This is a genomic window from Erwinia sp. GW821-FHT03D09, from assembly GCF_059420805.1.
On record NZ_JBWKUK010000003.1, the window covers coordinates 115,689 to 139,373 of the forward strand.

At 56.7% G+C, this 23,685-nt stretch carries 19 protein-coding genes; 14 read left to right on the top strand and 5 right to left on the bottom strand.

The features are described from left to right. Window positions 1-9: 9 nt before the first annotated feature. The 6 genes from nuoJ (at window position 10) to AC07U6_RS03795 (ending at window position 6,274) form a co-directional block, all read left to right on the top strand. Complete coding sequence (gene nuoJ, locus AC07U6_RS03770) at window positions 10-564, top strand: NADH-quinone oxidoreductase subunit J (RefSeq protein WP_205066268.1); 555 nt, start codon at window positions 10-12, stop codon at window positions 562-564. Next, window positions 561-863: an NADH-quinone oxidoreductase subunit NuoK gene (gene nuoK / locus AC07U6_RS03775; RefSeq protein ID WP_105591279.1), complete on the top strand. Its 303-nt coding sequence runs from the start codon at window positions 561-563 to the stop codon at window positions 861-863. Before nuoJ ends, nuoK begins: the two co-directional genes overlap by 4 nt. Next, entirely contained in the window at window positions 860-2,698 is a 1,839-nt protein-coding gene (gene nuoL, locus AC07U6_RS03780; RefSeq protein WP_494763209.1) for an NADH-quinone oxidoreductase subunit L, read from the top strand. Before nuoK ends, nuoL begins: the two co-directional genes overlap by 4 nt. A 71-nt stretch (window positions 2,699-2,769) precedes the next feature. Then, on the top strand, window positions 2,770-4,290 hold the full coding sequence (nuoM, locus tag AC07U6_RS03785; protein WP_494763208.1) for an NADH-quinone oxidoreductase subunit M: 1,521 nt from the start codon (window positions 2,770-2,772) through the stop codon (window positions 4,288-4,290). A gap of 6 nt (window positions 4,291-4,296) precedes the next feature. Further along, entirely contained in the window at window positions 4,297-5,754 is a 1,458-nt protein-coding gene (nuoN, locus tag AC07U6_RS03790) for an NADH-quinone oxidoreductase subunit NuoN (protein WP_494763207.1), read from the top strand. Between the two features lie 64 nt (window positions 5,755-5,818). After that, the gene (locus tag AC07U6_RS03795; RefSeq protein WP_494763206.1) at window positions 5,819-6,274 is read left to right on the top strand and encodes a GNAT family N-acetyltransferase; all 456 of its coding nucleotides are present in this window, start codon (window positions 5,819-5,821) and stop codon (window positions 6,272-6,274) included. A 178-nt stretch (window positions 6,275-6,452) separates the two neighbouring features. Here the strand turns inward: AC07U6_RS03795 and AC07U6_RS03800 are convergent, their stop codons facing one another. Beyond that, window positions 6,453-8,111: a glucan biosynthesis protein D gene (locus AC07U6_RS03800; protein WP_494763205.1), complete on the bottom strand. Its 1,659-nt coding sequence runs from the start codon at window positions 8,109-8,111 to the stop codon at window positions 6,453-6,455. Between the two features lie 338 nt (window positions 8,112-8,449). Between AC07U6_RS03800 and elaB the strand changes: the two genes are divergently transcribed. The 7 genes from elaB (at window position 8,450) to AC07U6_RS03835 (ending at window position 15,812) form a co-directional block, all read left to right on the top strand. Continuing rightward, complete coding sequence (gene elaB, locus AC07U6_RS03805) at window positions 8,450-8,761, top strand: stress response protein ElaB (RefSeq protein WP_123335182.1); 312 nt, start codon at window positions 8,450-8,452, stop codon at window positions 8,759-8,761. Window positions 8,762-8,937: 176 nt separating this feature from the next. After that, window positions 8,938-10,605, top strand: a complete 1,668-nt coding sequence (gene menD / locus AC07U6_RS03810) for a 2-succinyl-5-enolpyruvyl-6-hydroxy-3-cyclohexene-1-carboxylic-acid synthase (protein WP_494763204.1) — start codon at window positions 8,938-8,940, stop codon at window positions 10,603-10,605. Next, window positions 10,602-11,369, top strand: coding sequence for a 2-succinyl-6-hydroxy-2,4-cyclohexadiene-1-carboxylate synthase (gene menH / locus AC07U6_RS03815; RefSeq protein ID WP_494763203.1), 768 nt, complete (start codon window positions 10,602-10,604; stop codon window positions 11,367-11,369). The genes menD and menH overlap by 4 nt, the downstream gene beginning before the upstream one ends. An 11-nt stretch (window positions 11,370-11,380) precedes the next feature. Continuing rightward, a complete protein-coding gene (gene menB, locus AC07U6_RS03820) occupies window positions 11,381-12,238 on the top strand; it encodes a 1,4-dihydroxy-2-naphthoyl-CoA synthase (RefSeq protein WP_494763202.1) in 858 nt (285 codons plus the stop codon). Further along, window positions 12,238-13,206: an o-succinylbenzoate synthase gene (gene menC / locus AC07U6_RS03825; protein ID WP_494764522.1), complete on the top strand. Its 969-nt coding sequence runs from the start codon at window positions 12,238-12,240 to the stop codon at window positions 13,204-13,206. Before menB ends, menC begins: the two co-directional genes overlap by 1 nt. After that, entirely contained in the window at window positions 13,188-14,549 is a 1,362-nt protein-coding gene (menE, locus tag AC07U6_RS03830) for an o-succinylbenzoate--CoA ligase (protein ID WP_494763201.1), read from the top strand. Before menC ends, menE begins: the two co-directional genes overlap by 19 nt. A 72-nt stretch (window positions 14,550-14,621) precedes the next feature. Further along, entirely contained in the window at window positions 14,622-15,812 is a 1,191-nt protein-coding gene (locus tag AC07U6_RS03835; protein WP_494763200.1) for a nicotinamide mononucleotide deamidase-related protein YfaY, read from the top strand. 81 nt (window positions 15,813-15,893) lie between these two features. Here the strand turns inward: AC07U6_RS03835 and yfaE are convergent, their stop codons facing one another. The 4 genes from yfaE to ubiG form a co-directional block, all read right to left on the bottom strand. Then, window positions 15,894-16,154 carry a class I ribonucleotide reductase maintenance protein YfaE gene (yfaE, locus tag AC07U6_RS03840; RefSeq protein WP_494763199.1) on the bottom strand — a complete coding sequence of 87 codons (261 nt, stop codon included), beginning with the start codon at window positions 16,152-16,154 and terminating at the stop codon, window positions 15,894-15,896. A gap of 1 nt (window position 16,155) precedes the next feature. Further along, window positions 16,156-17,286 carry a class Ia ribonucleoside-diphosphate reductase subunit beta gene (gene nrdB / locus AC07U6_RS03845; protein WP_494763198.1) on the bottom strand — a complete coding sequence of 377 codons (1,131 nt, stop codon included), beginning with the start codon at window positions 17,284-17,286 and terminating at the stop codon, window positions 16,156-16,158. Between the two features lie 76 nt (window positions 17,287-17,362). Continuing rightward, window positions 17,363-19,648 carry a class 1a ribonucleoside-diphosphate reductase subunit alpha gene (gene nrdA / locus AC07U6_RS03850; RefSeq protein WP_494763197.1) on the bottom strand — a complete coding sequence of 762 codons (2,286 nt, stop codon included), beginning with the start codon at window positions 19,646-19,648 and terminating at the stop codon, window positions 17,363-17,365. Window positions 19,649-20,046: 398 nt separating this feature from the next. Further along, window positions 20,047-20,772 (bottom strand): bifunctional 2-polyprenyl-6-hydroxyphenol methylase/3-demethylubiquinol 3-O-methyltransferase UbiG, encoded by a 726-nt coding sequence (ubiG, locus tag AC07U6_RS03855; protein ID WP_494763196.1) that lies wholly within the window; start codon window positions 20,770-20,772, stop codon window positions 20,047-20,049. Window positions 20,773-20,964: 192 nt separating this feature from the next. Between ubiG and gyrA the strand changes: the two genes are divergently transcribed. Continuing rightward, window positions 20,965-23,601, top strand: a complete 2,637-nt coding sequence (gyrA, locus tag AC07U6_RS03860; protein WP_494763195.1) for a DNA topoisomerase (ATP-hydrolyzing) subunit A — start codon at window positions 20,965-20,967, stop codon at window positions 23,599-23,601. Window positions 23,602-23,685 lie beyond the last annotated feature (84 nt).

Here is a 23,685-nt window from a genome sequence, read left to right on the forward strand (position 1 = left end):
GAGCCAGGCATGGAATTTGCGTTTTATCTTTGCGGACTGGTGGCGGTGCTGGCGACGTTGCGCGTTATCACCCATACCAACCCGGTACATGCGTTGCTGTACCTGATCGTCTCGTTGCTGGCGGTGTCCGGTGTGTTTTTCTCGCTCGGGGCTTACTTCGCCGGTGCGTTAGAAATCATCGTTTATGCCGGCGCGATCATGGTGCTCTTCGTCTTCGTCGTGATGATGCTTAACCTCGGCGGTGCGGAAGTACAGCAGGAGCGTGAATGGCTGAAACCGGGTGCGTGGGTAGGTCCAGGACTGCTGTCGCTGGTGCTGCTGGTGGTGCTGATTTACGCCATCCGTACCGTGAATGACCAGGGTATTGACGGCACGATGATCGATGCCAAGCAGGTCGGTATCAGCCTGTTCGGGCCTTACGTACTGGCGGTAGAACTGGCGTCTATGCTGCTGCTGGCAGGTCTGGTCGTGGCATTCCATATCGGTCGCGAGCAGCGTGCAGGTGAATTGCTGAGCAACCGTCCGGACGACGCGTTAAAAAGTAAGAAGGAGGAGAGAGTATGATCCCTCTGCAACATGGACTGATTCTGGCGGCCGTGCTGTTTGTTCTTGGGCTGACCGCCGTCACTATCCGTCGCAATATGCTGTTTATGTTGATCGGCCTCGAAATTATGATTAACGCTGCGGCACTGGCGTTTGTGGTTGCGGGGAGCTACTGGGGTCAGGCAGACGGTCAGGTGATGTTTATCCTGGCGATCAGCCTGGCGGCTGCCGAGGCAAGTATCGGCCTGGCGCTGCTGCTGCAGTTACATCGCCGCAGCCAGAACCTCAACATTGACAAAGTGAGCGAGATGCGCGGATGAACCTTCTCTATTTAACAATTCTGTTTCCGCTGATCGGCTTCCTTCTGTTGGCGTTCTCTCGTGGGCGCTGGTCGGAAAATCTGTCAGCTACCGTGGGAATAGGTTCCGTCGGACTGGCGGCGCTGGTCACGGCTTATGCCGGGATCGACTTTTTCAATAATGGACAGCAGGTGTTTAACCAGGCGCTGTGGACCTGGATGCACGTTGGCAACTTCAAAATCGACGTTAACCTGACGCTGGACGGCCTGTCGCTGACCATGCTGTCGGTGGTCACTGGCGTTGGCTTCTTCATCCACATGTTTGCCTCCTGGTACATGCGTGGAGAGGAGGGCTACTCGCGCTTCTTCGCCTACACCAACCTGTTTATCGCCAGCATGGTGGTCCTGGTGCTGGCCGACAACCTGATGCTGATGTATCTCGGTTGGGAAGGTGTGGGTCTGTGCTCCTACCTGCTGATCGGCTTCTATTACACCGAGTCGAAAAACGGCGCGGCGGCGATGAAGGCGTTTATCATTACTCGCGTCGGTGACGTGTTCCTGGCATTTGCGTTGTTTATTCTCTACAACGAGCTGGGCACGCTGAACTTCCGCGAAATGGTCGAGCTGGCACCGGCACACTTTGCGGCTGATAACCATATGCTGCAGTGGGCCACGCTGATGCTGTTAGGCGGTGCGGTTGGTAAATCCGCTCAGCTGCCGTTGCAGACCTGGCTGGCCGATGCGATGGCGGGTCCAACCCCGGTATCCGCACTGATCCACGCCGCGACGATGGTCACCGCCGGTGTTTACCTGATTGCACGTACCCACGGCCTGTTCCTGTTGACGCCTGAAGTGCTGCATCTGGTCGGCATTATCGGTGCGATTACGCTGGTTCTGGCAGGTTTTGCCGCGCTGGTTCAGACCGACATCAAACGCGTGCTGGCTTATTCAACGATGAGCCAGATTGGCTACATGTTCCTTGCGCTGGGCGTTCAGGCGTGGGATGCGGCCATTTTCCACCTGATGACTCACGCGTTCTTCAAAGCGCTGCTGTTCCTCTCGTCTGGTTCGGTGATCCTTGCCTGCCACCACGAGCAGAACATCTTCAAAATGGGTGGCCTGCGTAAGAGCATTCCGCTGGTGTATGTCTGCTTCCTGGTGGGCGGTGCGGCGCTGTCGGCGCTGCCGCTGATTACCGCAGGCTTCTTCAGTAAGGATGAAATTCTGGCGGGTGCGCTGGCGAACGGCCATATCAATCTGATGGTTGCTGGCCTGGCGGGCGCCTTTATGACGTCTCTCTATACCTTCCGGATGATCTTTATCACCTTCCACGGTGAAGAGAAAATTCATGCTCATGCAGGGAAGGGGATCACTCACCATCTGCCGCTGATTGTGCTGTTAGTTCTCTCAACCTTTATCGGTGCGATGATCGTACCACCGCTGGAAGGCGTACTGCCGGAGACCACTGAACTGGCGCACGGCAGCGTGATGGTGCTGGAAATTGCCTCCGGCGTGGTAGCGATTGTCGGTATTCTGCTGGCCGCCGCACTGTGGCTGGGCAAACGTACGCTGGTGACCGCGGTTGCCAACAGCGCGCCGGGCCGATTCTTCTCAACCTGGTGGTTTGCCGCCTGGGGCTTCGACTGGCTGTATGACAAAGTCTTCGTTAAGCCTTACCTCGGCATTGCCCGGCTGCTGCGGCGCGACCCGCTCAATTCAGTGATGAATATTCCGGCGATTTTCGCGCGTGTAGGCAACAAAGGCCTGGTAATCAGCGAAAACGGCTATCTGCGCTGGTATCTTGCCGCAACGAGCATCGGTGCCGTTGTCGTCCTGTATCTGCTGATGGTGCTGTAAAGGTTAGTGAGTTGGGGTGGAGCTGAGCTTCGCCCCAGTAGAAAAATTCGAAATAAAGGGAACAAACCGCCATGTTATTACCTTGGCTTATAATCCTCCCCTTCGTCGGTGGTCTGTTGTGCTGGCAGCTCGAACGCTTTGGTCCCAAAGTGCCGCGCTGGATTGCATTGATCGCGATGGGGCTGACGCTGGTGCTGTCACTGCAGCTGTGGCTGCAGGGTGGTTACTCACTGACCCAGGCTTCCGGATTGCCGCAGTGGCAATCTGAATTCAACGTGCCGTGGATTCCGCGCTTTGGCATTCATTTCCATCTGGCGCTGGACGGTTTGTCACTGCTGATGGTGGTGCTGACCGGTCTGCTCGGTCTGATGGCCATTCTCTGCTCATGGAATGAAATCGAGAAGTGGCAGGGCTTTTTCCACCTGAATCTGCTGTGGATTCTGGGTGGCGTTATCGGCGTATTCCTTGCCGTTGACCTGTTCCTGTTCTTCTTCTTCTGGGAAATGATGCTGGTGCCGATGTACTTCCTGATCGCGCTCTGGGGCCATAAAGCCTCTGACGGGAAGACGCGTATTACGGCAGCTACCAAGTTCTTCATTTATACCCAGGCAAGCGGCCTGATCATGCTGATCGCCATTCTGGCGCTGGTATTTGTTCACTACAATGCCACCGGCGTGTGGACCTTCAACTACGAAGATCTGCTGAAAACGCCGATGTCGCATACGGTTGAATATGTGCTGATGCTCGGCTTCTTTATCGCCTTTGCGGTAAAAATGCCGGTGGTGCCGCTGCACGGGTGGCTGCCTGATGCACATAGCCAGGCGCCGACCGCAGGCTCCGTTGATCTGGCGGGTATTCTGCTGAAAACCGCGGCCTATGGTCTGCTGCGCTTTGCTCTACCGCTATTCCCGAATGCCTCCGCAGAGTTTGCCCCGATTGCGATGTGGCTGGGAGTTATCGGTATCTTCTACGGCGCATGGATGGCATTCTCTCAGTACGATATCAAACGTCTGATTGCTTACTCCTCGATCTCTCATATGGGCTTTGTCCTGATTGCCATCTACACCGGCAGCCAGCTGGCTTACCAGGGCGCTGTGATTCTGATGATTACGCACGGCCTGTCTACGGCTGCGCTGTTTATTCTGTGTGGTCAGCTGTATGAGCGTCTGCATACCCGTGATATGCGCCAGATGGGGGGCCTGTGGTCGCGCATCAAATGGCTGCCCGGCCTGTCGCTGTTCTTCGCGGTGGCAAACCTGGGTATGCCGGGTACCGGTAACTTCGTTGGTGAGTTTATGATCCTGACCGGCAGCTTCCAGAGCGTGCCGACGATCATTCTGATCGCGACGTTTGGACTGGTGTTTGCGTCGGTTTACTCACTGATCATGATGCAGCGCGCTTACTACGGTGCGCCAAAGTCGGATACGCCACTGCGCGGCATGTCAGCGCGTGAGTTCCTGATGATCATGGTGCTGGTTGTCCTGTTGGTGCTGCTGGGCGTTTATCCGCAGCCGATTCTGGATACCTCCCACGCTGCGATGAGTAACATCCAGCAGTGGTTTACCGCTTCAATTTCAACTACAAGGCCGTAATTCGCCATGACAATAACTCCTCAACAACTGATCGCACTTCTGCCGCTGCTGATCGTCGGATTGACGGTGGTAGTTGTGATGCTGTCCATTGCGTGGCGACGCAACCATTTCGTCAATGCAACACTGGCGGTGATTGGCCTGAACCTGGCGCTGTTTTCTCTTTACTTTGTCGGCCAGGCAGGGCCAATGGATGTGACCCCGCTGCTGCGGGTGGACGGCTATGCCATTCTCTATACCGGCCTGGTGATCCTGGCCAGCCTGGCGACCTGTACTTTTGCCTATCCGTGGCTGGCTACCTACCCGGATAACCGTGAAGAGTTCTATCTGCTGGTGCTGATTGCCGCACTGGGCGGCATCGTGCTGGCCGGTGCCAACCACCTGGCGTCGCTGTTTATTGGTATTGAGCTGATCTCCCTGCCGCTGTTTGGTCTGGTGGGCTACGCCTTCCAGCAGAAACGCTCGCTGGAAGCCGCCATCAAGTACACCATCCTCTCTGCCGCAGCATCGTCCTTCCTGCTGTTCGGTATGGCGCTGGTGTATGCCGATTCCGGTAACCTTGGCTTTGTGGCGCTGGGCAAAAGCCTGAACGACGGTCTGATTCATCAGCCTCTGCTGCTGGCAGGTCTTGGCCTGATGATCGTTGGCTTTGGCTTTAAGCTGTCGCTGGTTCCGTTCCATCTGTGGACGCCGGATGTTTATCAGGGTGCACCAGCTCCTGTGACAACGTTCCTGGCAACCGCCAGTAAAATCGCTATCTTCGCCGTGCTGATGCGCTTGTTTATGTACGCGCCGATGACCGACAGCGAAGGCGTGCGCACGGTACTGGGTATTATTGCCGTTGCCTCGATGCTGTTCGGGAACCTGATGGCGATTTCGCAGAGCAATATCAAGCGTATGCTGGGTTACTCCTCGATTGCGCATATGGGTTACCTGCTGGTTGCGCTGGTTGCCGTTCAGACTCATCAGCTGTCGCTGGAAACCGTCGGTGTTTACCTGGCTGGTTATCTGTTCAGCAGCCTGGGCGCCTTCGGTGTGGTCAGCATGATGTCCAGCCCGTATAGCGGACCGGATGCGGATTCACTTTACTCGTACCGCGGTCTGTTCTGGCATCGTCCGATACTGTCTGCTGTGATGACAGTGGTGATGCTGTCGCTGGCAGGTATTCCGATGACGCTGGGCTTTATCGGTAAATTCTACGTGCTGGCAGTGGGCGTCAGCGCCGAACTGTGGTGGCTGACCGGTGCGGTGGTGCTCGGTAGCGCCATCGGTCTGTACTACTACCTGCGCGTCACCGTCAGTCTGTATCTGACACCGCCTGAAATGGCAATGCGCGATGCGCCGTCTAACTGGGCGTTTACCGCTGGCGGTATCGTGGTGCTGATCTCTGCGATTCTGGTACTGCTGCTGGGTATCTATCCTCAGCCGCTGATTTCGCTGGTCAATCTGGCACAGCCGTTAATGTAAGTTACGGCAATCCAGGTAATAATCGGGCCCTTGTGGCCCGATTTTTTTTGCTCAGAGGAATTGTATGGATCTGAACTGGCACGATTTACACCATAGCGAACTCAGTACCAGCCAGCTTTATCAGCTGCTGGCGCTGCGTAATGCGGTCTTTATTGTGGAGCAGCAATGTCCTTACCTGGATATCGACGGCGCAGACCTGTCCGGGGATAACCGGCATCTTTTGGGGATTATTGATGAACGTATGGTGGCCTATGCGCGAATTCTGGTGCCACAGGAAGCCGGGCAGCCGGTGAGAATCGGGCGGGTCATTATTTCCGGCGAGGCGCGGGGCCTGAATCTGGGCAGCAGGCTGATGGAGCAGGCAATAGACAGCTGTGAACGTCACTGTCCGCAGCGGCCAATTTTCCTGTCGGCGCAGGCACATCTGCAACGGTTTTATGGGCGTCTGGGATTTGTGGCGGTTAGTGATGAATACCTTGAAGATGATATTCCGCATGTCGATATGCTGCGTTCAGGCTAATCAGGCTGGGTAGAAAAGCAGGGATCGGTGGGCTGGCTTAACCACCGGATTAGCGACGGGTTTTAGCCGTTTTGGCAGAAGAGTGCCCGGTGAAATACATCGCGGATTTCGCAGAAAGGCGGCCCGTTGCAGGCCGCCTTGCATCGTTTTCCCGACCCGGCAGGAAGCGAAAGCGACGTTAGCCGGCAGTCATAATCCGGTCATCGACGTACTTACGCTTATCCGGCGGCGGCGGGAAGTACTGATACAGCCAGGTTTCACTCAACGTTTCGTCTTTGGTTCGCAGGAACATACGCATGTTCACCGGCGCGGTTGAATCGCTGTTCGGATACCAGTCAAACAGAATACGATAGCCGTTGATTGGCTCAACGTAGAGGATTTCAACCTGTTTGAGCGTACCTGAGGTGACTTCGATTACCGGTTCGATGCCCTTCGGCGCGGCGGCTTTCAGATCGCCACCGACGAAGTCAACGGCAAAACGACGCGCCCAGACGTCCGGATAGTGTTCACCCGGTGCCCAGCCTTCCGGGAAGCCACCCATGCCGGTGCGGGTAGCGTTAACCCGAGCCAGACCGCTACGAACTGGCGGCAGGCCGCTCCAGTAAAGCTTGTACTGGAAGCTGTGCTCGCTGCCGGCCTTGATCGGCTCGGCTGGCTGCCAGAAGCAGACGATATTATCCAGTGTTTCTCCCGTGGTCGGGATCTCCATCAGATTGACCGCGCCTTTGCCCCATTTTCCAACCGGTTCCACCCACAGACTCGGACGCTTGTTGTACCAGCCGATCACGTCCTGATAGTTCTGGAAATCATGATTGAGTTGTAACATGCCAAAGCCGCGCGGGTTTTCATCCTTGTAGGCGTTAAAGGTCAGGCGTTGCGGGTTGTTCAGCGGGCGGCAGATCCACTCACCGACACCGGTCCACATGGCCAGACGATCGGAATCGTGGATCTGCGGATGGATGGTGTCGCACATGCGGCGCTCGTTGTTGCCGCAGCTGAACATGGTGGTCATCGGCGCGATACCCAGCTGCCAGATATCCTTGCGCGCAAAGATGTGGTTTTCCACCTCCATCACCACGCGCTTTTCCTCGCAGTGGATGATGAACTTAAACGCGCCGGTGCAGCTTGCGCCATCCAGCAGAGTGTAGACGGTGAAGGTGGTGTCATCGGCTTTTGGCGTTTCGAACCAGAAGGCGGTGAAGTCAGGGAACTCTTCTTTACCGTTGCTGAAGGTATCAATCGCCACGCCGCGAGCGGAAAGGCCGTACTGATAGGTTTCATCCACCGCGCGGAAGTAGCTGGCGCCGAGGAAGGAGACGATATCGCGGCGAGCCAGTTCGGGCTTTTTAAAGGCGCGGAACCCGGCAAAGCCGAGATCGGTTTTGCCTTCCAGCTGGGCGGTATCAACGTGCGCATTGTTGTAGTTGAACAGCTCGGGGCGGAAATGAATCTCACGCGCTTCCCGGCTGCTGCTGTCCACGGAGAACATGCGGATGCGGCGTTTAAATCCCATCCCCACGTGGAAGAACTGAACGTCAAGCTGACGGTTATCGATGCCGTTCCACAGCGAGTGATTGGCATCGTACTGGATTTCGTTATAGGCCTGTGGCGTTAGGGCGGCCAGGGTTTGCGGCAGCGGAGCCGGCGCGCCACCGTAAGGTTTTTTCGCCAGATCGGCGGCTAATTTTTTGAGCACGTCAAAATCAAATCGCACTGCAGTGCCGTCGGCAATCTCACTGTCTGCCCAGGCGGCCTGGGAGAACAGGGTGGAGATACCAGACATTCCACTTAAGGTTGCGAATGCCATTGACGCTTTCATAAACATTCTTCGATTCATGCCAGAAATCATATCCTTTGCTGAACGGAGCTTGTGTTGACTGTCGCGCGTACTTCACGCATTCGCGTCGCCGGATTTGGCCCGACTACAGGGAGTTACGACAGCTTGCCTGGTGACTAATTCAGTTCAGGAAAAATTTATCAGATAAATCCAAAAACCGCAGTGATTTCTACTGCGAACCTGCGCGGAAGCTGCAATAAACAGCATCTTTGCCGACGAACGGCAGCGCTCGTTAACGGGGCTATGAGGGATAACTGGCCCTTTTTGCCATGTACCGCCGAAAATAGGGTCTATAGTTACTCGGCAAGCAATGTGTAATTCGCCCACGGAGGATGACAATGGCTACACAGACTGAACCGCATGAGACTCGACTGGATGACGATCTGGCTTTGCTGACCAAAACGCTGGAAGAAGTGTTGAAGTCATCTGGCGATCCGGCTGACCAGAAGTATGTTGAACTAAAGGCCAGAGCAGAAAATTCACTTCATGAAGTGAAATCGCGCATCAGTAATGCGTCTGATACCTATTACTACCGTGCTCGTCAGGCCGTTTCCCGCGCCGATGATTACGTTCACGATAAGCCATGGCAGGGCATTGGTGTCGGTGCCACGCTCGGTCTGGTGATCGGACTGCTGCTGGCTCGTCGTTAATGCAACGCTGTACCATGCCTGGTGCCCTTTTACGGGCACCGGATTTTTGCAACATTCCCCGCCATAAACTCCCTGTTATTTACCCTGACTAAAACCGGCATAATGCTGGTTCAAATCAAAAAGATCGAAAAAGTGCCTGCTTATAATGACTTCAGTCAATTTGATCTGGAGTGGCTATGTCGTACGCAACGTTCAATCGCCGCTGGGCTACCGTTCTTGTTGAAGCACTTACCCGGCACGATATCCGGCATGTTTGTATTGCGCCCGGATCGCGCTCGGCACCATTGGCGCTGGCCGCTGCCGACAATGAAAAACTGGTTTGCCACACGCATTTTGATGAACGCGGTCTAGGTTTTTTAGCGCTGGGGCTGGCAAAAAGCAGCGGGCAGCGGGTGGCCATTATTGTTACTTCAGGCACGGCGGTAGCCAACCTTTATCCGGCCCTGGTGGAGGCCCGCCAGGGCGGTGAAAAACTGGTGGTGGTTACCGCGGACCGGCCGACAGAACTGATCGGCTGCGGAGCCAATCAGGCCATCGACCAGCAGGGTATTTTTGCCAGCCACGTCACTGCCGCACTGAATCTTCCCCGGCCGACTCCCGATATTCCGGCGCGCTGGCAGGTATCCGCGCTGGATACCCTGCTGGCCGCGCAGAAAAGCGGCGCGGTACATATCAACTGCCCGTTTGCAGAACCGCTTTACGGTGAGGATGACGGGGAATACCTGGCATGGATTAATGAGCTGGGCGGCTGGTGGCGCAGCCCGAATCCCTGGCTCAGTTATTTCGCAATTGCGGCTGTTCCCATAATGCCGGACTGGTTTTTTGCCCGCCAGCAGCGGGGCGTAGTGATCGTTGGTAGAGTCAGTGCCGCTGAGGGGCAGCAGATTGCCGAGTGGGCTGAGCAGCTTGGCTGGCCGCTGCTGGGTGATGTCCTGTCGCAAAGCGGCCAGCCGCTACCGCATTCCGCGCTCTGGCTGGCACATCCTCAGGCCCGGCAGGCGCTGAATGACGCACAGTTAGTCGTGCAGTTTGGTAGCAGCCTGACCAGCCGCAACCTTTTACAGTTCCAGCAGCAGTGCCAATCGGCAAAATGGTGGTTAATCGATCCGCTCCCCGGCCAGCGCGATCCCGCCTTTCATCAGGGGATTCGGGTACAGGCTCGCGCGGGCGAGTGGCTGGCAAAACATCCGGCAATGCCGCGCCAGCCCTGGTGCCCGCAGCTTCAGGAACTGGCAGAAAAAACCAGCCGCTACCTGGCGCAGCATCTTACCGGCTTTGGCGAGGCGCAGCTGGCGCGCCTGCTGCCGGAGCTGCTGGCAGAGAAAGGCGTGCTGTTTGTCGGCAACAGCCTCGCCATCCGGTTGGTGGATGCGCTGGCACGCCTGCCTGTGGGATATCCGGTATACAGTAACCGCGGTGCCAGCGGCATCGACGGACTGATCGCGTCGGCTGCAGGCGTTCAGCGCGGGCTCGGGCAGCCGTTATTGCTGCTGCTGGGGGATCTCTCCGCCCTTTACGATATCAACAGCCTGGCACTGCTGCAGCAGGCATCCGCACCGGTCGTGGTGCTGGTGGTTAACAACCAGGGTGGGCAAATTTTCTCTCTGCTGCCGACGCCGCAAAGCGAACGCGAGCGTTTCTTTGCCATGCCGCCCAGGGTTAATTTCAGCCACGCGGCGGCGGCTTTTGGCCTGCAGTATCGACGGGCGGAAAACTGGTCTGCACTGGCCGACGCGGTGAGGGAGGGATTCACACGCGGCGTTACGTTGGTGGAAGTGGTTTGTGACGGCGATGCGGGGGCGCAGGCCCTGGCTGGTTTACTCAAAGAGGTGATGACGCTGTGATTTTACATGCGCGCTGGCAGGGGCACCATCGCAGCATCAGACCGGTGCTGGTCTGGCTGCACGGCTTTCTGGGCAGCGCGGATGACTGGCAGCCGGTGCAGCACTATTTTCGGCACTGGCCGCTGCTCAGCATTGACCTGCCGGGGCACGGCGGTTCACAGGCGCAAATCGTCAGCGGCTTTGACGAATTCTCACAGCGGCTGAGTGCAACGCTGAACTACCATCAGGTCGAACGCTACTGGCTGATTGGTTACTCCCTCGGTGCGCGGCTGGCGTTTTATCACGCCTGCCGCCACGATGACGGCAGGCTTTGTGGTCTGCTGGCTGAAGCCGGTCACTTTGGCTTAACTCGTCAAAGCGAGCGCGAAACGCGCCGCGAGCACGATTTTTGCTGGGCGCAGCGCTTTCGCCAGCAGCCATTGCCGCTGGTGCTCAGCCAGTGGTATCAACAGCCGGTTTTTGCTGAGCTTACCAACCCGCAGCGACAGGCGATGATTGCCCGTCGGCTAAACAATCGCGCAGAGGGGCTGGCGACCATGCTGGAAGCCACTTCCCTTTCCGTACAGCCCGACCTGCTGGCGGAGCTACGGCAGAAGACGATTCCCTTCCATTATCTGTGCGGTGAATGGGATCTCAAATTCCTACAGCTGGCGCAGCAGTCGGGTCTGACACCGTTGGTGATCCGCGATGCCGGCCACAACACTCACCTGGCCAATCCGATGGCATTTTCCCATCAGCTTTCGCTGTTGCTTAATAACTATTAACAGGAGCTTCGATGATTTCTCCCGACGAATCCATGCTAACCGCCCCGGCGCAGTGGCTGCCGGTACCGCTGGAATTCAGCGATATCCGCTATCACAAAACGGCGGATGGCATCGCAAAGATCACTATTAACCGCCCGCAGGTGCGGAATGCGTTTCGTCCTCTGACGGTGACGGAAATCCAGCAGGCGCTGGACGATGCCCGTCGCGATCCGGCGGTCGGAGTGATTATCCTCACCGGTGAGGGCGATCTGGCTTTCTGTTCCGGTGGCGATCAGAAAGTTCGCGGCGACTATGGCGGCTATCAGGACGATGCGGGAGTGCATCACCTGAATGTGTTGGATCTTCAGCGCCAGATCCGCACCTGCCCGAAACCCGTAGTGGCGATGGTAGCAGGCTATGCGGTCGGCGGCGGCCACGTGCTGCATATGATGTGCGATCTGACCATTGCGGCGGATAATGCACAGTTTGGTCAGACCGGGCCAAAGGTGGGTTCCTTCGACGGCGGCTGGGGGGCCGCCTATATGGCGCGTATCGTCGGGCAGAAAAAAGCGCGCGAGATTTGGTTCCTCTGCCGCATGTACAACGCGCAGCAGGCGCTGGATATGGGGCTGGTCAATACGGTCGTACCGCTGGCGCAGCTTGAGCAGGAAACCGTGCGCTGGTGCCGCGAGATGCTGCAAAACAGCCCGATGGCGCTGCGCTGTTTGAAAGCCGCGCTGAACGCCGACTGCGACGGCCAGGCTGGTTTACAGGAGCTGGCCGGCAACGCCACCATGCTGTTCTACATGACCGAAGAGGGACAGGAGGGACGCAACGCTTTTAACCAGAAGCGTCAGCCAGATTTCTCTTCCTTCAGGCGTAATCCATGATGCGCAGCGCAACGCTGTTTGGCTATCAGCTTGCTCTGGACGCAGGTGTCGTGCTGCGCGAGCAGCGGCTGAAAAGCCGTTTGGGAATGCTGGTGAAACTGGTCGATGAGAGAGGGGAAGGTTGGGGGGAGATCGCTCCGCTGCCACAGTTCAGCGTGGAGACGCCTGAACATGCCCGGCAGCAGGCCGTGAAGTGGCTGGAGCGCTGGTGTGATGGAGAACAGCCACCGGAAAGCCCGCTGCCTTCGGTCGCCTTCGGTATTAGCTGCGCGCTGGCTGAACTGGAGGGGCAACTGCCCGCGGAAGGCTGCTGGCAGAGCGCGATATTGTGCAGCGGCGATCCTGACGCGCTGTTCGGGCGTTTACAGAATCAGCCTGCACCGCTGGCAAAAATGAAAGTGGGGCTGTATGAAGCAGTGCGTGACGGGATGCAGGTCAATCTGCTGCTGGAAGCGCTGCCGAATCTTACACTGCGGCTGGATGCAAACCGCAGCTGGACGCTGGAGCGGGCATTACAGTTTGCCCGCTATATTTCCACCGAGCTGCGCGAGCGCATTACCTTTATTGAAGAGCCGTGCCGAACGGTGGCGGAAAGCATGGCCTTTGCCCGGCAGACCGGGATTGCTATCGCGTGGGATGAAAGCCTGCGTGAGGATGCCACGCTGCTAAGCGCGCAGCAGGGCGTCAGGGCGGTAGTGATCAAGCCCACGCTGACCGGTAGTATTCAGAAAGTACAGCAACAGGTTGCAGCGGCGCAGCGGCTGGGGTTAACCCCGGTTATCAGCTCCGCGCTGGAGTCCAGCCTGGGCCTGACGCAGCTGGCGCGGCTGGCGCAGCAACTCACGCCGGGCATCGTGCCCGGGCTGGATACCCTGTTGCTCATGCAGCAACAGCTGCTGCGCCAGTGGCCGGGCAGCGCATTACCCCTTTCACGGAGAGAGGAACTGCAATGTCTGTGGCAGCAATAAATGACTGGCCCTGGCTGTACTGGCAGCAGTGTTACCCGCAGGCGACGGCCATCGACACTGGTGATGAAACGCTGAGCTGGCAGCAACTGGCCGAGCGCATTGCCGGGCAGGCAAACGGCTTTCGTCAACAGGGCGTGATGCCCGAAATGAGAGTGGCGCTACGCAGCCGTAATAGTTTGTCGGCGGTGCTGGCATGGATGAGCCTGCTGGCCTGTGGCGCGCGGGTGCTGATGCTTAATCCGCAGCTGCCCGACGCCCAGCTGAATCAGTTACTGCCCGGTCTGGGCGTGGCGTTTGCGCTCAGTATCGATGCCCCCCCTGTTCCGCAGGCTCTTCCGCTAAACCTGACAACGGCCGCCGGCCGCGCCAACCATCCCTGGCAGCGAAATGCGTTAGCTACGCTGACCCTGACGTCGGGGACGACCGGGCTGGCGAAAGCAGCAGCACATACCTTTGACGCCCACCTGCACAGTGCGGCGGCGGTAATCGGTCTGATGGATTTCACTCCGCGGGATCGCTGGCTGCTGTCGTTACCTCTGTATCACGTTTCCGGTTTGGGCATTATCTGGCGATGGCTGTCTGCCGGGGCAACGCTGGTCATCGATCAATCACAGGATCTGTCGGCGGCGCTGGCGCGCAGTAGCTTTGCCTCGCTGGTGCCGACGCAGCTATGGCGTTTGCTGAATCAGCCCGTACTTCCAACGGGTCTGCGGGCCGTACTGCTTGGCGGCGCGGCGATCCCGTCTGAGCTGACCACCCGGGCCGAAGCAGCGGGAATCCGCTGCTGGTGCGGCTACGGCCTGACGGAAAGCGCGTCAACGGTGTGCGCCGGCCGTGTGGACGGTTCCGGCAGCACAGGTAAACCGCTCCCCGGACAGGAGGTCAAACTGGTTGAAAGCGAGATCTGGCTACGCTCGCCTACGCTGGCGCAGGGCTACTGGCTTGATGGCGCATTGCAGTCGCTGACCGACGATAACGGCTGGCTGCATACGGGCGATCTCGGCCACTGGCAGCAGGGTGAACTGTGCATCGACGGGCGTCGCGATAACCTGTTTTTCAGCGGCGGTGAGGCGGTGCAGCCTGAGCTGATTGAAAGGGTGCTGTTGGGCCATCCGGCAGTGACGCAGGCGGTTGTGGTACCACAGGTGGATAGCGAATATGGTCACCGGCCGGTGGCGCTGGTGGCGGGGGAAATTGACTTAGATAAGCTTGCCGACTGGGCGGCACCTCAGTTGGCGGACTACCAGCATCCGGTCGGCTGGTATCCGTTGCCTCAGCTTGCGGGAGAGGGGATTAAACCATCGCGGCACCGCCTTCTGGCCTGGCTCCGCGATCGGAAATAGAAGGGAAAATCACATTGTTTTTATCGGGCGGGCTTCTTACAGTGTTAAGATCTGAGAGACCCGGAGATAAAAATGATAAGAGTGGAAATGCTCGCCACTGGTGATGAAGTGCTGCACGGTCAAATTGTTGATACCAATGCCGCATGGCTGGCGGGGGTGCTGTTTGAAAACGGTTTACCGATGACCAGTCGCCAGACGGTGGGCGACAGCCTCCCGGAGCTGGTCAATGTCCTGACCGAGCGCAGTAAAACCGCCGATGTGCTGATCGTCAACGGCGGCCTTGGCCCGACCAGCGACGATCTCAGCTCGCTGGCTGCCGCAACCGCTGCCGGCGTTGGCTTACAGATCCACCCGGAGTGGCTGACCAAAATGGAAGCGTTTTTTGCCAGCCGTGGTAAACCGATGGCACCCAGCAACCGCAAGCAGGCAGAAATCCCGGTCGGTGCTGAAATGCTGGATAACCCGGTGGGTACCGCCTGCGGTTTCGCTATTGAGCTGAATCGCTGCTGGATCTTCTTTACGCCCGGTGTGCCGTCAGAGTTTAAAACTATGGTCCACGGCGAGATCCTGCCACGTCTCAAATCCCGCTATCAGCTGCCAGAACCGCCGCTGTGTCTGCGAATGACTACCTTTGGCCGCGGCGAAAGCGAGCTGGCTTCTGCGATTGAACCGTTGCCGCTGCCGGAAGGCGTGGTGGTGGGCTATCGCGCGTCGATGCCGATTATTGAACTGAAGCTGAACGGTCCGGCGGACAAGCTGGCCGAGATGGAGCAGTTCTGGCAGCAGGTGCGTGAAATCGCCGGTGACAGCGTGATTTTCGAGGGTCTGGAAGGGCTGCCGGAGCAGCTGGCGCGGCGCCTGGGCGAGCGCGAGCTGTCGCTAAGCGTGAGTGAACAGTTCACCGCCGGTCTGCTGCAGTGGCAGCTGGCTTCTGCTGGTGCCAGACTCAACGCGGGTAACGTTTTACCGAATCGACCGGAGTCCCTCAAGCAGCTGGCGGAACGCAGCTTCATACTGGCGCAGGAAAATGATGCGCAGGTGGTGCTGATTGTGGGCGGCATTGAAGACGATAAGCTGGGGTTTGCGCTGAACACGCCGGACGGCATCTTTGCGCAGCGGGTGAAGTTTAACGTCAGCCGCCACGGTCTGAAAGCCCGGCAGGATATGGTCGCCATGCTGGCGCTTAACATGCTGCGCCGCTGGCTGAATGGTCAGACTGTCACTACCGGCCACGGCTGGATTGATGTGGTGGAAACGCTGTAAAATCCGACGGGGAAAATGGGCGGCCGGCACCGTGGCTGCCCGGAAGTCCGGAGGGGTATTTTCTGCAGTAAAACCGCTGTATTACAGCTCGATCTCAATATCGCCCTGAGCCTGGCAGCAGCAGGGCAGGATCTCGCCCTGCTGAATAAACGCCAGCGGCTTACTCGCATAGCTGACCTCGCCTTTCAGCAGGCGGGTGCGGCACGAACCGCAGTAGCCTTCCCGACACTGGTACTCAATGCAGACTTTGTTCGCCTCAAGCGCAGCGAGCAGGGAGGGATGATGCTCCCCGCACTCCAGCTGCGTGCCGGAAGCACGCAGAGTAATAATCGAACAGGGCATTTTACAGCTCGAAGTCGCTAAGATCGTCGGTATTCACTTCCGCATCAATCTGGCCAACCAGATAGGAACTGACTTCAACTTCCTGCGGTGCCACCTGCACGTTGTCCGACACCAGCCAGGAGTTAATCCATGGGATTGGGTTGGAGCGGGTTTTAAATGGCAGATCCAGACCCACGGCGTTCATACGAATATTGGTAATGTATTCGATGTACTGCCACAGGATATCTTTGTTCATGCCGATCATCGATCCGCCGCTGAACAGGTATTCCGCCCACTCTTTTTCCTGCTCGGCTGCCAGTACGAACAGATCGTAGCACTCCTGGCGGCACTCTTCGGCAATCTCGGCCATTTCCGGATCGTCTTCACCGCTGCGCAGCAGGTTCAGCATATGCTGGGTACCGGTCAGATGCAGCGCTTCATCACGGGCGATCAGCTTGATGATTTTGGCGTTACCTTCCATCAACTCGCGCTCGGCAAAGGCAAACGAACAGGCGAAGCTAACGTAGAAGCGAATCGCTTCCAGCGCGTTGACGCTCATCAGACAGATATACAGCTGCTTTTTCAGCGTGCGCAGATTGACGGTGATAGTTTTACCGGCAACATCGTGAGTGCCTTCGCCCAGCAGGTGCCAGTAGCTGGTCATCTCGATCAAATCGTCGTAGTAGCCGGAAATATCCTTCGCGCGGGAGAGGATCTGCTCGTTAGCGACGATGTCGTCAAAGACCACGGCCGGATCGTTAACGATATTGCGGATAATATGAGTGTAGGAACGCGAGTGGATGGTCTCTGAGAACGCCCAGGTTTCTACCCATGTTTCCAGTTCTGGGATCGAGATCAGCGGCAGCAGCGCCACGTTCGGGCTGCGTCCCTGGATCGAATCCAGCAGCGTCTGGTACTTCAGGTTACTGATAAAAATATGCTTTTCGTGATCCGGCAGCGCCTGATAGTCGATGCGATCGCGTGAAACATCCACTTCTTCCGGGCGCCAGAAGAAGGAGAGCTGCTTTTCAATCAGCTTTTCAAAGATATCGTATTTTTGCTGATCGTAACGGGCAACGTTGACCGACTGGCCAAAAAACATCGGCTCCAGCAGCTGGTCATTTTTGTTCTGCGAAAACGTGGTGTAAGCCATAAATAATAATCCGTTGTGGTAGCCGAGTCATGCTACAGGAAATCAGGGAGGGGGCCGGCAGGTGGCCCCCTGAAGATTAGATTTTGCAGGCGCCGCTTTCGCAGCCGTCATCCTGAATTGAAGGTGCCAGGTCATCCTGCGCATCTTCCGCACCATCACGGGTGTTCTGGTAGTACAGCGTTTTCACGCCGAACTTATAGGCGGTCAGCAGATCTTTCAGCAGCTGCTTCATCGGTACTTTACCGTTGGTGAAACGCGTCGGGTCATAGTTGGTATTGGATGAAATCGCCTGATCGATAAACTTCTGCATCAGTCCCACCAGCTGCAGATAGCCGTCGTTGTTCGGCATTTCCCACAGCAGTTCATAGTTGTCTTTCAGACGCTCATACTCCGGTACCACCTGGCGCAAAATACCGTCTTTAGACGCTTTGATGCTGATATGGCCGCGCGGCGGTTCAATCCCGTTGGTGGCGTTAGAAATCTGCGAAGAGGTTTCAGACGGCATCAGGGCAGACAGCGTGGAGTTACGCAGGCCGTGAGTTTTGATCGACTCGCGCAGCACTTCCCAATCCAGATGCAGCGGTTCGTTGCTGATCGCATCCAGATCTTTCTTATAGGTATCAATCGGCAGAATACCCTGAGCATAGGTGGTTTCATTAAACCACGGGCAGGCACCCTGTTCGATCGCCAGATCGTTAGAGGCTTTCAGCAGCCAGTACTGAATGGCTTCAAAGGTCTGGTGTGTCAGGTTATTTGCGCTGCCGTCGGAGTAGCGCACGCCATTCTTCGCCAGGTAGTAGGCGAAGTTGATCACACCAATACCGAGGGTACGACGACCCATGGCACCGCGTTTAGCGGCCGGGATTGGATAATCCTGATAATCCAGCAGAGCATCCAGCGCGCGTACCGCGAGGGTTGCCAGCTCGCGCAGGTCGTCGAGGCTTTCAATCGCACCCAGGTTAAACGCGGAAAGCGTACACAGCGCAATCTCACCGTTTTCGTCGTTAACGTCCAGCAGCGGTTTGGTCGGCAGCGCGATTTCCAGGCACAGGTTAGACTGACGAACGGGCGCGATAGCCGGGTCGAACGGGCTGTGGGTGTTGCAGTGGTCAACGTTCTGAATGTAGATACGGCCGGTAGAGGCGCGTTCCTGCATCATCAGCGAGAACAGATCGACCGCTTTCACCCGCTGTTTGCGAATGCTGTCGTCTTTCTCATATTTGGTGTACAGACGCTCAAACTCATCCTGATCGGCAAAGAAAGCATCGTACAGGCCCGGGACGTCGGACGGGCTGAACAGGGTAATTTCTTCACCCTTCAGCAGGCGCTGATACATCAGCTTGTTGAGCTGCACGCCGTAGTCCATATGGCGCACGCGGTTGCCTTCTACGCCGCGGTTGTTTTTCAACACCAGCAGGCTTTCCACTTCCAGGTGCCACATCGGGTAGAACAACGTTGCCGCACCGCCGCGCACGCCGCCCTGAGAACAGGACTTCACGGCGGTCTGGAAGTGCTTGTAGAACGGAATACAGCCGGTGTGGAAGGCTTCACCGCCGCGAATCGGGCTGCCCAGTGCGCGGATGCGGCCCGCGTTGATGCCGATGCCGGCACGCTGAGAAACGTATTTCACGATAGCGCTGGAGGTGGCGTTAATCGAATCCAGGCTGTCACCGCACTCGATCAGCACACAGGAGCTGAACTGGCGGGTTGGGGTACGCACACCGGACATGATTGGCGTTGGCAGCGAGATCTTGAAGGTAGAGATCGCATCGTAGAAACGCTTAACGTAGTCCAGACGCGTTTCGCGCGGATAGCCGGAGAACAGACAGGCAGCAACCAGAATGTACAGGAACTGGGCGCTTTCATAGATTTCACCGCTCACACGGTTCTGCACCAGATACTTGCCTTCCAGCTGCTTAACCGCGGCGTAGGAGAAGTTCATATCACGCCAGTGGTCGATAAAACCGTTCATCTGTTCGAACTCTTCGCGGCTGTAGTCCTCCAGCAGGTGGCGGTCATATTTGCCCATCTCCACCATACGCGTCACCTGGTCGATCAGCTTCGGTGGCTCAAACTGGCCGTAGGCTTTTTTACGCAGGTGGAAAATTGCCAGGCGGGCAGCCATATACTGGTAATCAGGCGCATCGCGGGAGATCAGGTCGGCGGCAGACTTGATAATCGTCTCATGGATATCAGAAGTGCGAATACCTTCGTAGAACTGGATATGCGAACGCAGTTCAACCTGAGAGACGGAGACATTTTGCAGCCCTTCGGCAGCCCAATCGAGCACACGGTGGATTTTATCTAGATCGATGCGTTCGGTACGGCCATCGCGCTTAGTGACAAGCAGACTCTGATTCATGTCGCGTTTTACCTGTTTTAAACAAATAATCCCCACGTTTATGCACAGCTTGCTCGTTGTGAGTAACTCTGTGGATAAACACTACATATAGGGGGTGAGAGAAGACTGGATAACAATATGGTGAGTATTTTAGTAAATTTCGTGTGGTTAACAAGGCTTGATTTTCACGAAAATTTGCTGTTTAAGCCGGGCCGTTTTGGCTAAGTCCGCGTTTCTCAAGGCCCTGGGTCCATGTCAATGGGGAAAGATTTTTTTTAGAAATATGATCGAGCGCAGAAATAATGTGCAGCGTTGAAATTTCCAGATTTTTCTGACTCTAAAGTGGTGGTGATGGTAAGGGAATTCAGCCAGGTCATTAAAGGTAAAAAAGCCCCGGTCGGTCAACCGGGGTAGAAATTTTACTCTGCGCGGTGCGTATGAACCATATAGTTGACATCCACACCCGGAGCCAGCTTGAAGTGGTTGGTCAGCGGATTGTAGTGCAGACCAATCATATGACGTTCACGCAGCGGGGTTTCATCCACCCAGCTCAGCAATTCGGCCGGGCGAATCAGCTTCTTAATATCATGCGTGCCGCGCGGTACCATGCGAAGGATGTATTCCGCCCCGACAATGGCCATCAGCCAGGCTTTGCTGTTGCGATTAATCGTTGAGAAGAAGACTTCGCCACCGGGCTTCACCAGCTTAGCGCAGGCGTGAACCACCGAACGCGGATCGGGGACGTGTTCCAGCATCTCCATGCAGGTCACTACGTCGTACTGGCCGGCAAACTGTTCGGCATGCTCTTCTACCAGCTGCTGGATATAATCAATTTTTACGCCGCTTTCCAGCGCGTGCAGGCGAGCAACCTGTAGCGGCTCGGCCCCCATATCCAGCCCGGTAACGTGAGCGCCTTCACGCGCCATGCTTTCCGCAAGAATGCCGCCGCCGCAGCCGACGTCGAGGATCTTTTTACCGAACAGGCCACCGGCATGCTGCGCAATATAGCCCAGGCGCAGCGGGTTGATGCGGTGCAGCGGTTTGAACTCGCCTTCCAGATCCCACCAGCGCGAAGCAACGGCTTCAAATTTAGCAATTTCACCGCTATCAACGTTCTGCGCGGCCCCGTTTTGTTCTTTATTCATTGGGTTATTACTCCAGCCAAAGTTTGCTGCAGTATACATGTTTCACCGCGCCTGTGGGCAATGCTGCGGGTAAGGGGGAGGCTAAGAATGCAATAAAGCGGCCAAACTGACTCTTTCCGTTCACACCAGGGCGCAGTGTGATATACTTTCGTACCTTTGAATCCGGGAATAATCTAGAGGGATAGCGGCTCCATGAGCGACCTAGCCAGAGAAATCACACCGGTTAATATCGAGGAAGAGTTAAAGAACTCTTACCTGGATTATGCCATGTCGGTCATCGTTGGCCGCGCATTACCAGACGTTCGTGATGGTCTAAAGCCGGTTCACCGCCGCGTGCTTTACGCCATGAACGTTCTCGGTAACGACTGGAATAAACCGTATAAAAAATCCGCCCGTGTAGTCGGCGACGTTATCGGTAAATATCACCCGCATGGCGATACTGCCGTGTATGACACTATTGTGCGTATGGCACAGCCGTTCTCCCTGCGCTATATGCTGGTTGATGGTCAGGGTAACTTCGGTTCCGTCGATGGCGATTCCGCTGCTGCGATGCGTTACACCGAAGTGCGCATGTCTAAAATCGCCCACGAGCTGCTGGCGGATCTGGAAAAAGAGACCGTCGATTTTGTGCCAAACTATGATGGCACCGAGCAGATCCCGGAAGTGATGCCAACGCGGGTGCCAAACCTGCTGGTAAACGGTTCTTCCGGTATTGCCGTGGGGATGGCGACGAATATTCCTCCGCACAACCTGACCGAAGTTATCAATGCCTGTCTGGCGTTTATTGAAGATGAAAGCATCAGCGTCGAAGGCCTGATGGAGCACATCCCGGGGCCGGATTTCCCAACGGCGGCAATCATCAATGGCCGTCGCGGCATTGAAGAGGCCTATCGTACCGGTCGTGGCAAGATCTACATCCGCGCGCGCGCTGACGTCGAAGCCGATGCCAAAACCGGTCGCGAAACCATTATCGTGCATGAAATTCCGTATCAGGTGAACAAAGCGCGCCTGATCGAGAAAATTGCCGAACTGGTGAAAGAAAAGCGTCTTGAAGGCATCAGTGCGCTGCGCGATGAGTCCGATAAAGACGGCATGCGCATCGTGATCGAAGTGAAGCGCGATGCGGTTGGCGAAGTAGTTCTGAACAACCTCTATTCGCTGACCCAGCTGCAAACCTCCTTCGGCATCAACATGGTGGCGCTGCATCAGGGCCAGCCTAAAATTATGCCGCTGAAGGATATTCTTGAAGCCTTCGTGCGTCACCGCCGTGAAGTGATTACCCGCCGTACCATCTTTGAGCTGCGCAAGGCGCGCGATCGCGCGCACATCCTTGAAGCGCTGGCCGTGGCGCTGGCCAACATCGACCCGATCATTGAACTGATCCGTCGTGCGGCATCGCCTGCTGAAGCAAAAGCAGGGCTGATTGCACGTTCGTGGGAGCTGGGCAATGTTTCCGCCATGCTTGAACGCGCCGGTGACAACGCCGCGCGTCCGGAATGGCTGGAAGAGCAGTACGGTATTCGCGACGGCCAGTATTACCTCACCGAGCAGCAGGCTCAGGCGATTCTGGATCTGCGTCTGCAGAAACTGACCGGCCTTGAGCATGAAAAACTGCTGGACGAGTACAAAGAACTGCTGATGCAAATCGCTGAGCTGCTGCGCATTCTGGAAAGCGCTGAGCGCCTGATGGAAGTGATCCGCGAAGAGCTGGAGCTGATCCGCGATCAGTTCGGCGATAAGCGGCGCACCGAAATCACTGCCAACAGCGCCGACATCAACATCGAAGACCTGATCACTCAGGAAGATGTGGTGGTCACGCTGTCGCACCAGGGTTACGTCAAGTATCAGCCGCTGAGCGACTACGAAGCTCAGCGCCGTGGTGGTAAAGGTAAATCGGCCGCGCGCATCAAAGAAGAAGACTTTATTGACCGCCTGCTGGTGGCCAACACTCACGATACCATTCTGTGCTTCTCCAGCCGTGGCCGCCTCTACTGGATGAAGGTGTATCAGCTGCCGGAAGCCAGCCGCGGTGCGCGTGGGCGTCCAATCGTCAACCTGCTGCCGCTTGAGGCCAATGAGCGTATTACCGCTATTCTGCCGGTACGTGAATACGCCGAAGGCTGGAATATCTTTATGGCCACCGCCAGCGGTACCGTGAAGAAAACCGCCCTGACCGAGTTCAGCCGTCCACGTAGCGCCGGTATTATTGCCGTCAACCTGCGTGACGACGATGAACTGATCGGCGTGTCGCTGACTAACGGCAGCGATGAAGCGATGCTGTTCTCCGCCGCCGGTAAAGTGGTGCGCTTCGCGGAAAGCGCCGTGCGTGCCATGGGACGTACCGCTTCCGGTGTGCGCGGCATCAAGCTGGCCGAAGGCGATCGTGTAGTATCACTGATCGTTCCTCGCGATGACGGTGCGATTCTGACAGTGACCCAGAACGGTTACGGTAAGCGTACGGCTAACACAGAATACCCAACCAAGTCGCGTGCAACGCAGGGTGTTATTTCGATCAAAGTGACCGAACGTAACGGACCGGTGGTCGGTGCGGTACAGGTCGTTGACAGCGATCAGATCATGATGATTACCGATGCCGGTACGCTGGTGCGTACGCGTGTTTCGGAAGTCAGCGTGGTTGGACGTAACACCCAGGGCGTTATTCTGATCCGTACTGCGGAAGAAGAAAACGTGGTGGGTCTGCAGCGCGTAGCCGAACCGGTTGCGGAAGAAGAGCTGGATGCCATTGACGGCAGCGTCGCGGAAGGGGATGACGAGATCGCCCCGGAAGTGGATACTGACGATGATGCAACCGAGGTAGATGACGAGTAATCGCTGATGCTTTAGTTATCCGAGAAGCCGGTTCAGATGAACCGGCTTTTTTTATTGCTAAAAATTTAAGGCTGGAAGAGGTTA

Bases quoted from the DNA above. Each gene is read 5' to 3' on its own strand.
- nuoJ (WP_205066268.1), top strand. From the start codon at position 10: ATGGAATTTGCGTTTTATCTTTGCGGACTGGTGGCGGTGCTGGCGACG.
- nuoK (WP_105591279.1), top strand. From the start codon at position 561: ATGATCCCTCTGCAACATGGACTGATTCTGGCGGCCGTGCTGTTTGTT.
- nuoL (WP_494763209.1), top strand. From the start codon at position 860: ATGAACCTTCTCTATTTAACAATTCTGTTTCCGCTGATCGGCTTCCTT.
- nuoM (WP_494763208.1), top strand. From the start codon at position 2,770: ATGTTATTACCTTGGCTTATAATCCTCCCCTTCGTCGGTGGTCTGTTG.
- nuoN (WP_494763207.1), top strand. From the start codon at position 4,297: ATGACAATAACTCCTCAACAACTGATCGCACTTCTGCCGCTGCTGATC.
- AC07U6_RS03795 (WP_494763206.1), top strand. From the start codon at position 5,819: ATGGATCTGAACTGGCACGATTTACACCATAGCGAACTCAGTACCAGC.
- AC07U6_RS03800 (WP_494763205.1), bottom strand. From the start codon at position 8,111: ATGAATCGAAGAATGTTTATGAAAGCGTCAATGGCATTCGCAACCTTA.
- elaB (WP_123335182.1), top strand. From the start codon at position 8,450: ATGGCTACACAGACTGAACCGCATGAGACTCGACTGGATGACGATCTG.
- menD (WP_494763204.1), top strand. From the start codon at position 8,938: ATGTCGTACGCAACGTTCAATCGCCGCTGGGCTACCGTTCTTGTTGAA.
- menB (WP_494763202.1), top strand. From the start codon at position 11,381: ATGATTTCTCCCGACGAATCCATGCTAACCGCCCCGGCGCAGTGGCTG.
- menC (WP_494764522.1), top strand. From the start codon at position 12,238: ATGCGCAGCGCAACGCTGTTTGGCTATCAGCTTGCTCTGGACGCAGGT.
- menE (WP_494763201.1), top strand. From the start codon at position 13,188: ATGTCTGTGGCAGCAATAAATGACTGGCCCTGGCTGTACTGGCAGCAG.
- AC07U6_RS03835 (WP_494763200.1), top strand. From the start codon at position 14,622: ATGATAAGAGTGGAAATGCTCGCCACTGGTGATGAAGTGCTGCACGGT.
- yfaE (WP_494763199.1), bottom strand. From the start codon at position 16,154: ATGCCCTGTTCGATTATTACTCTGCGTGCTTCCGGCACGCAGCTGGAG.
- nrdB (WP_494763198.1), bottom strand. From the start codon at position 17,286: ATGGCTTACACCACGTTTTCGCAGAACAAAAATGACCAGCTGCTGGAG.
- nrdA (WP_494763197.1), bottom strand. From the start codon at position 19,648: ATGAATCAGAGTCTGCTTGTCACTAAGCGCGATGGCCGTACCGAACGC.
- ubiG (WP_494763196.1), bottom strand. From the start codon at position 20,772: ATGAATAAAGAACAAAACGGGGCCGCGCAGAACGTTGATAGCGGTGAA.
- gyrA (WP_494763195.1), top strand. From the start codon at position 20,965: ATGAGCGACCTAGCCAGAGAAATCACACCGGTTAATATCGAGGAAGAG.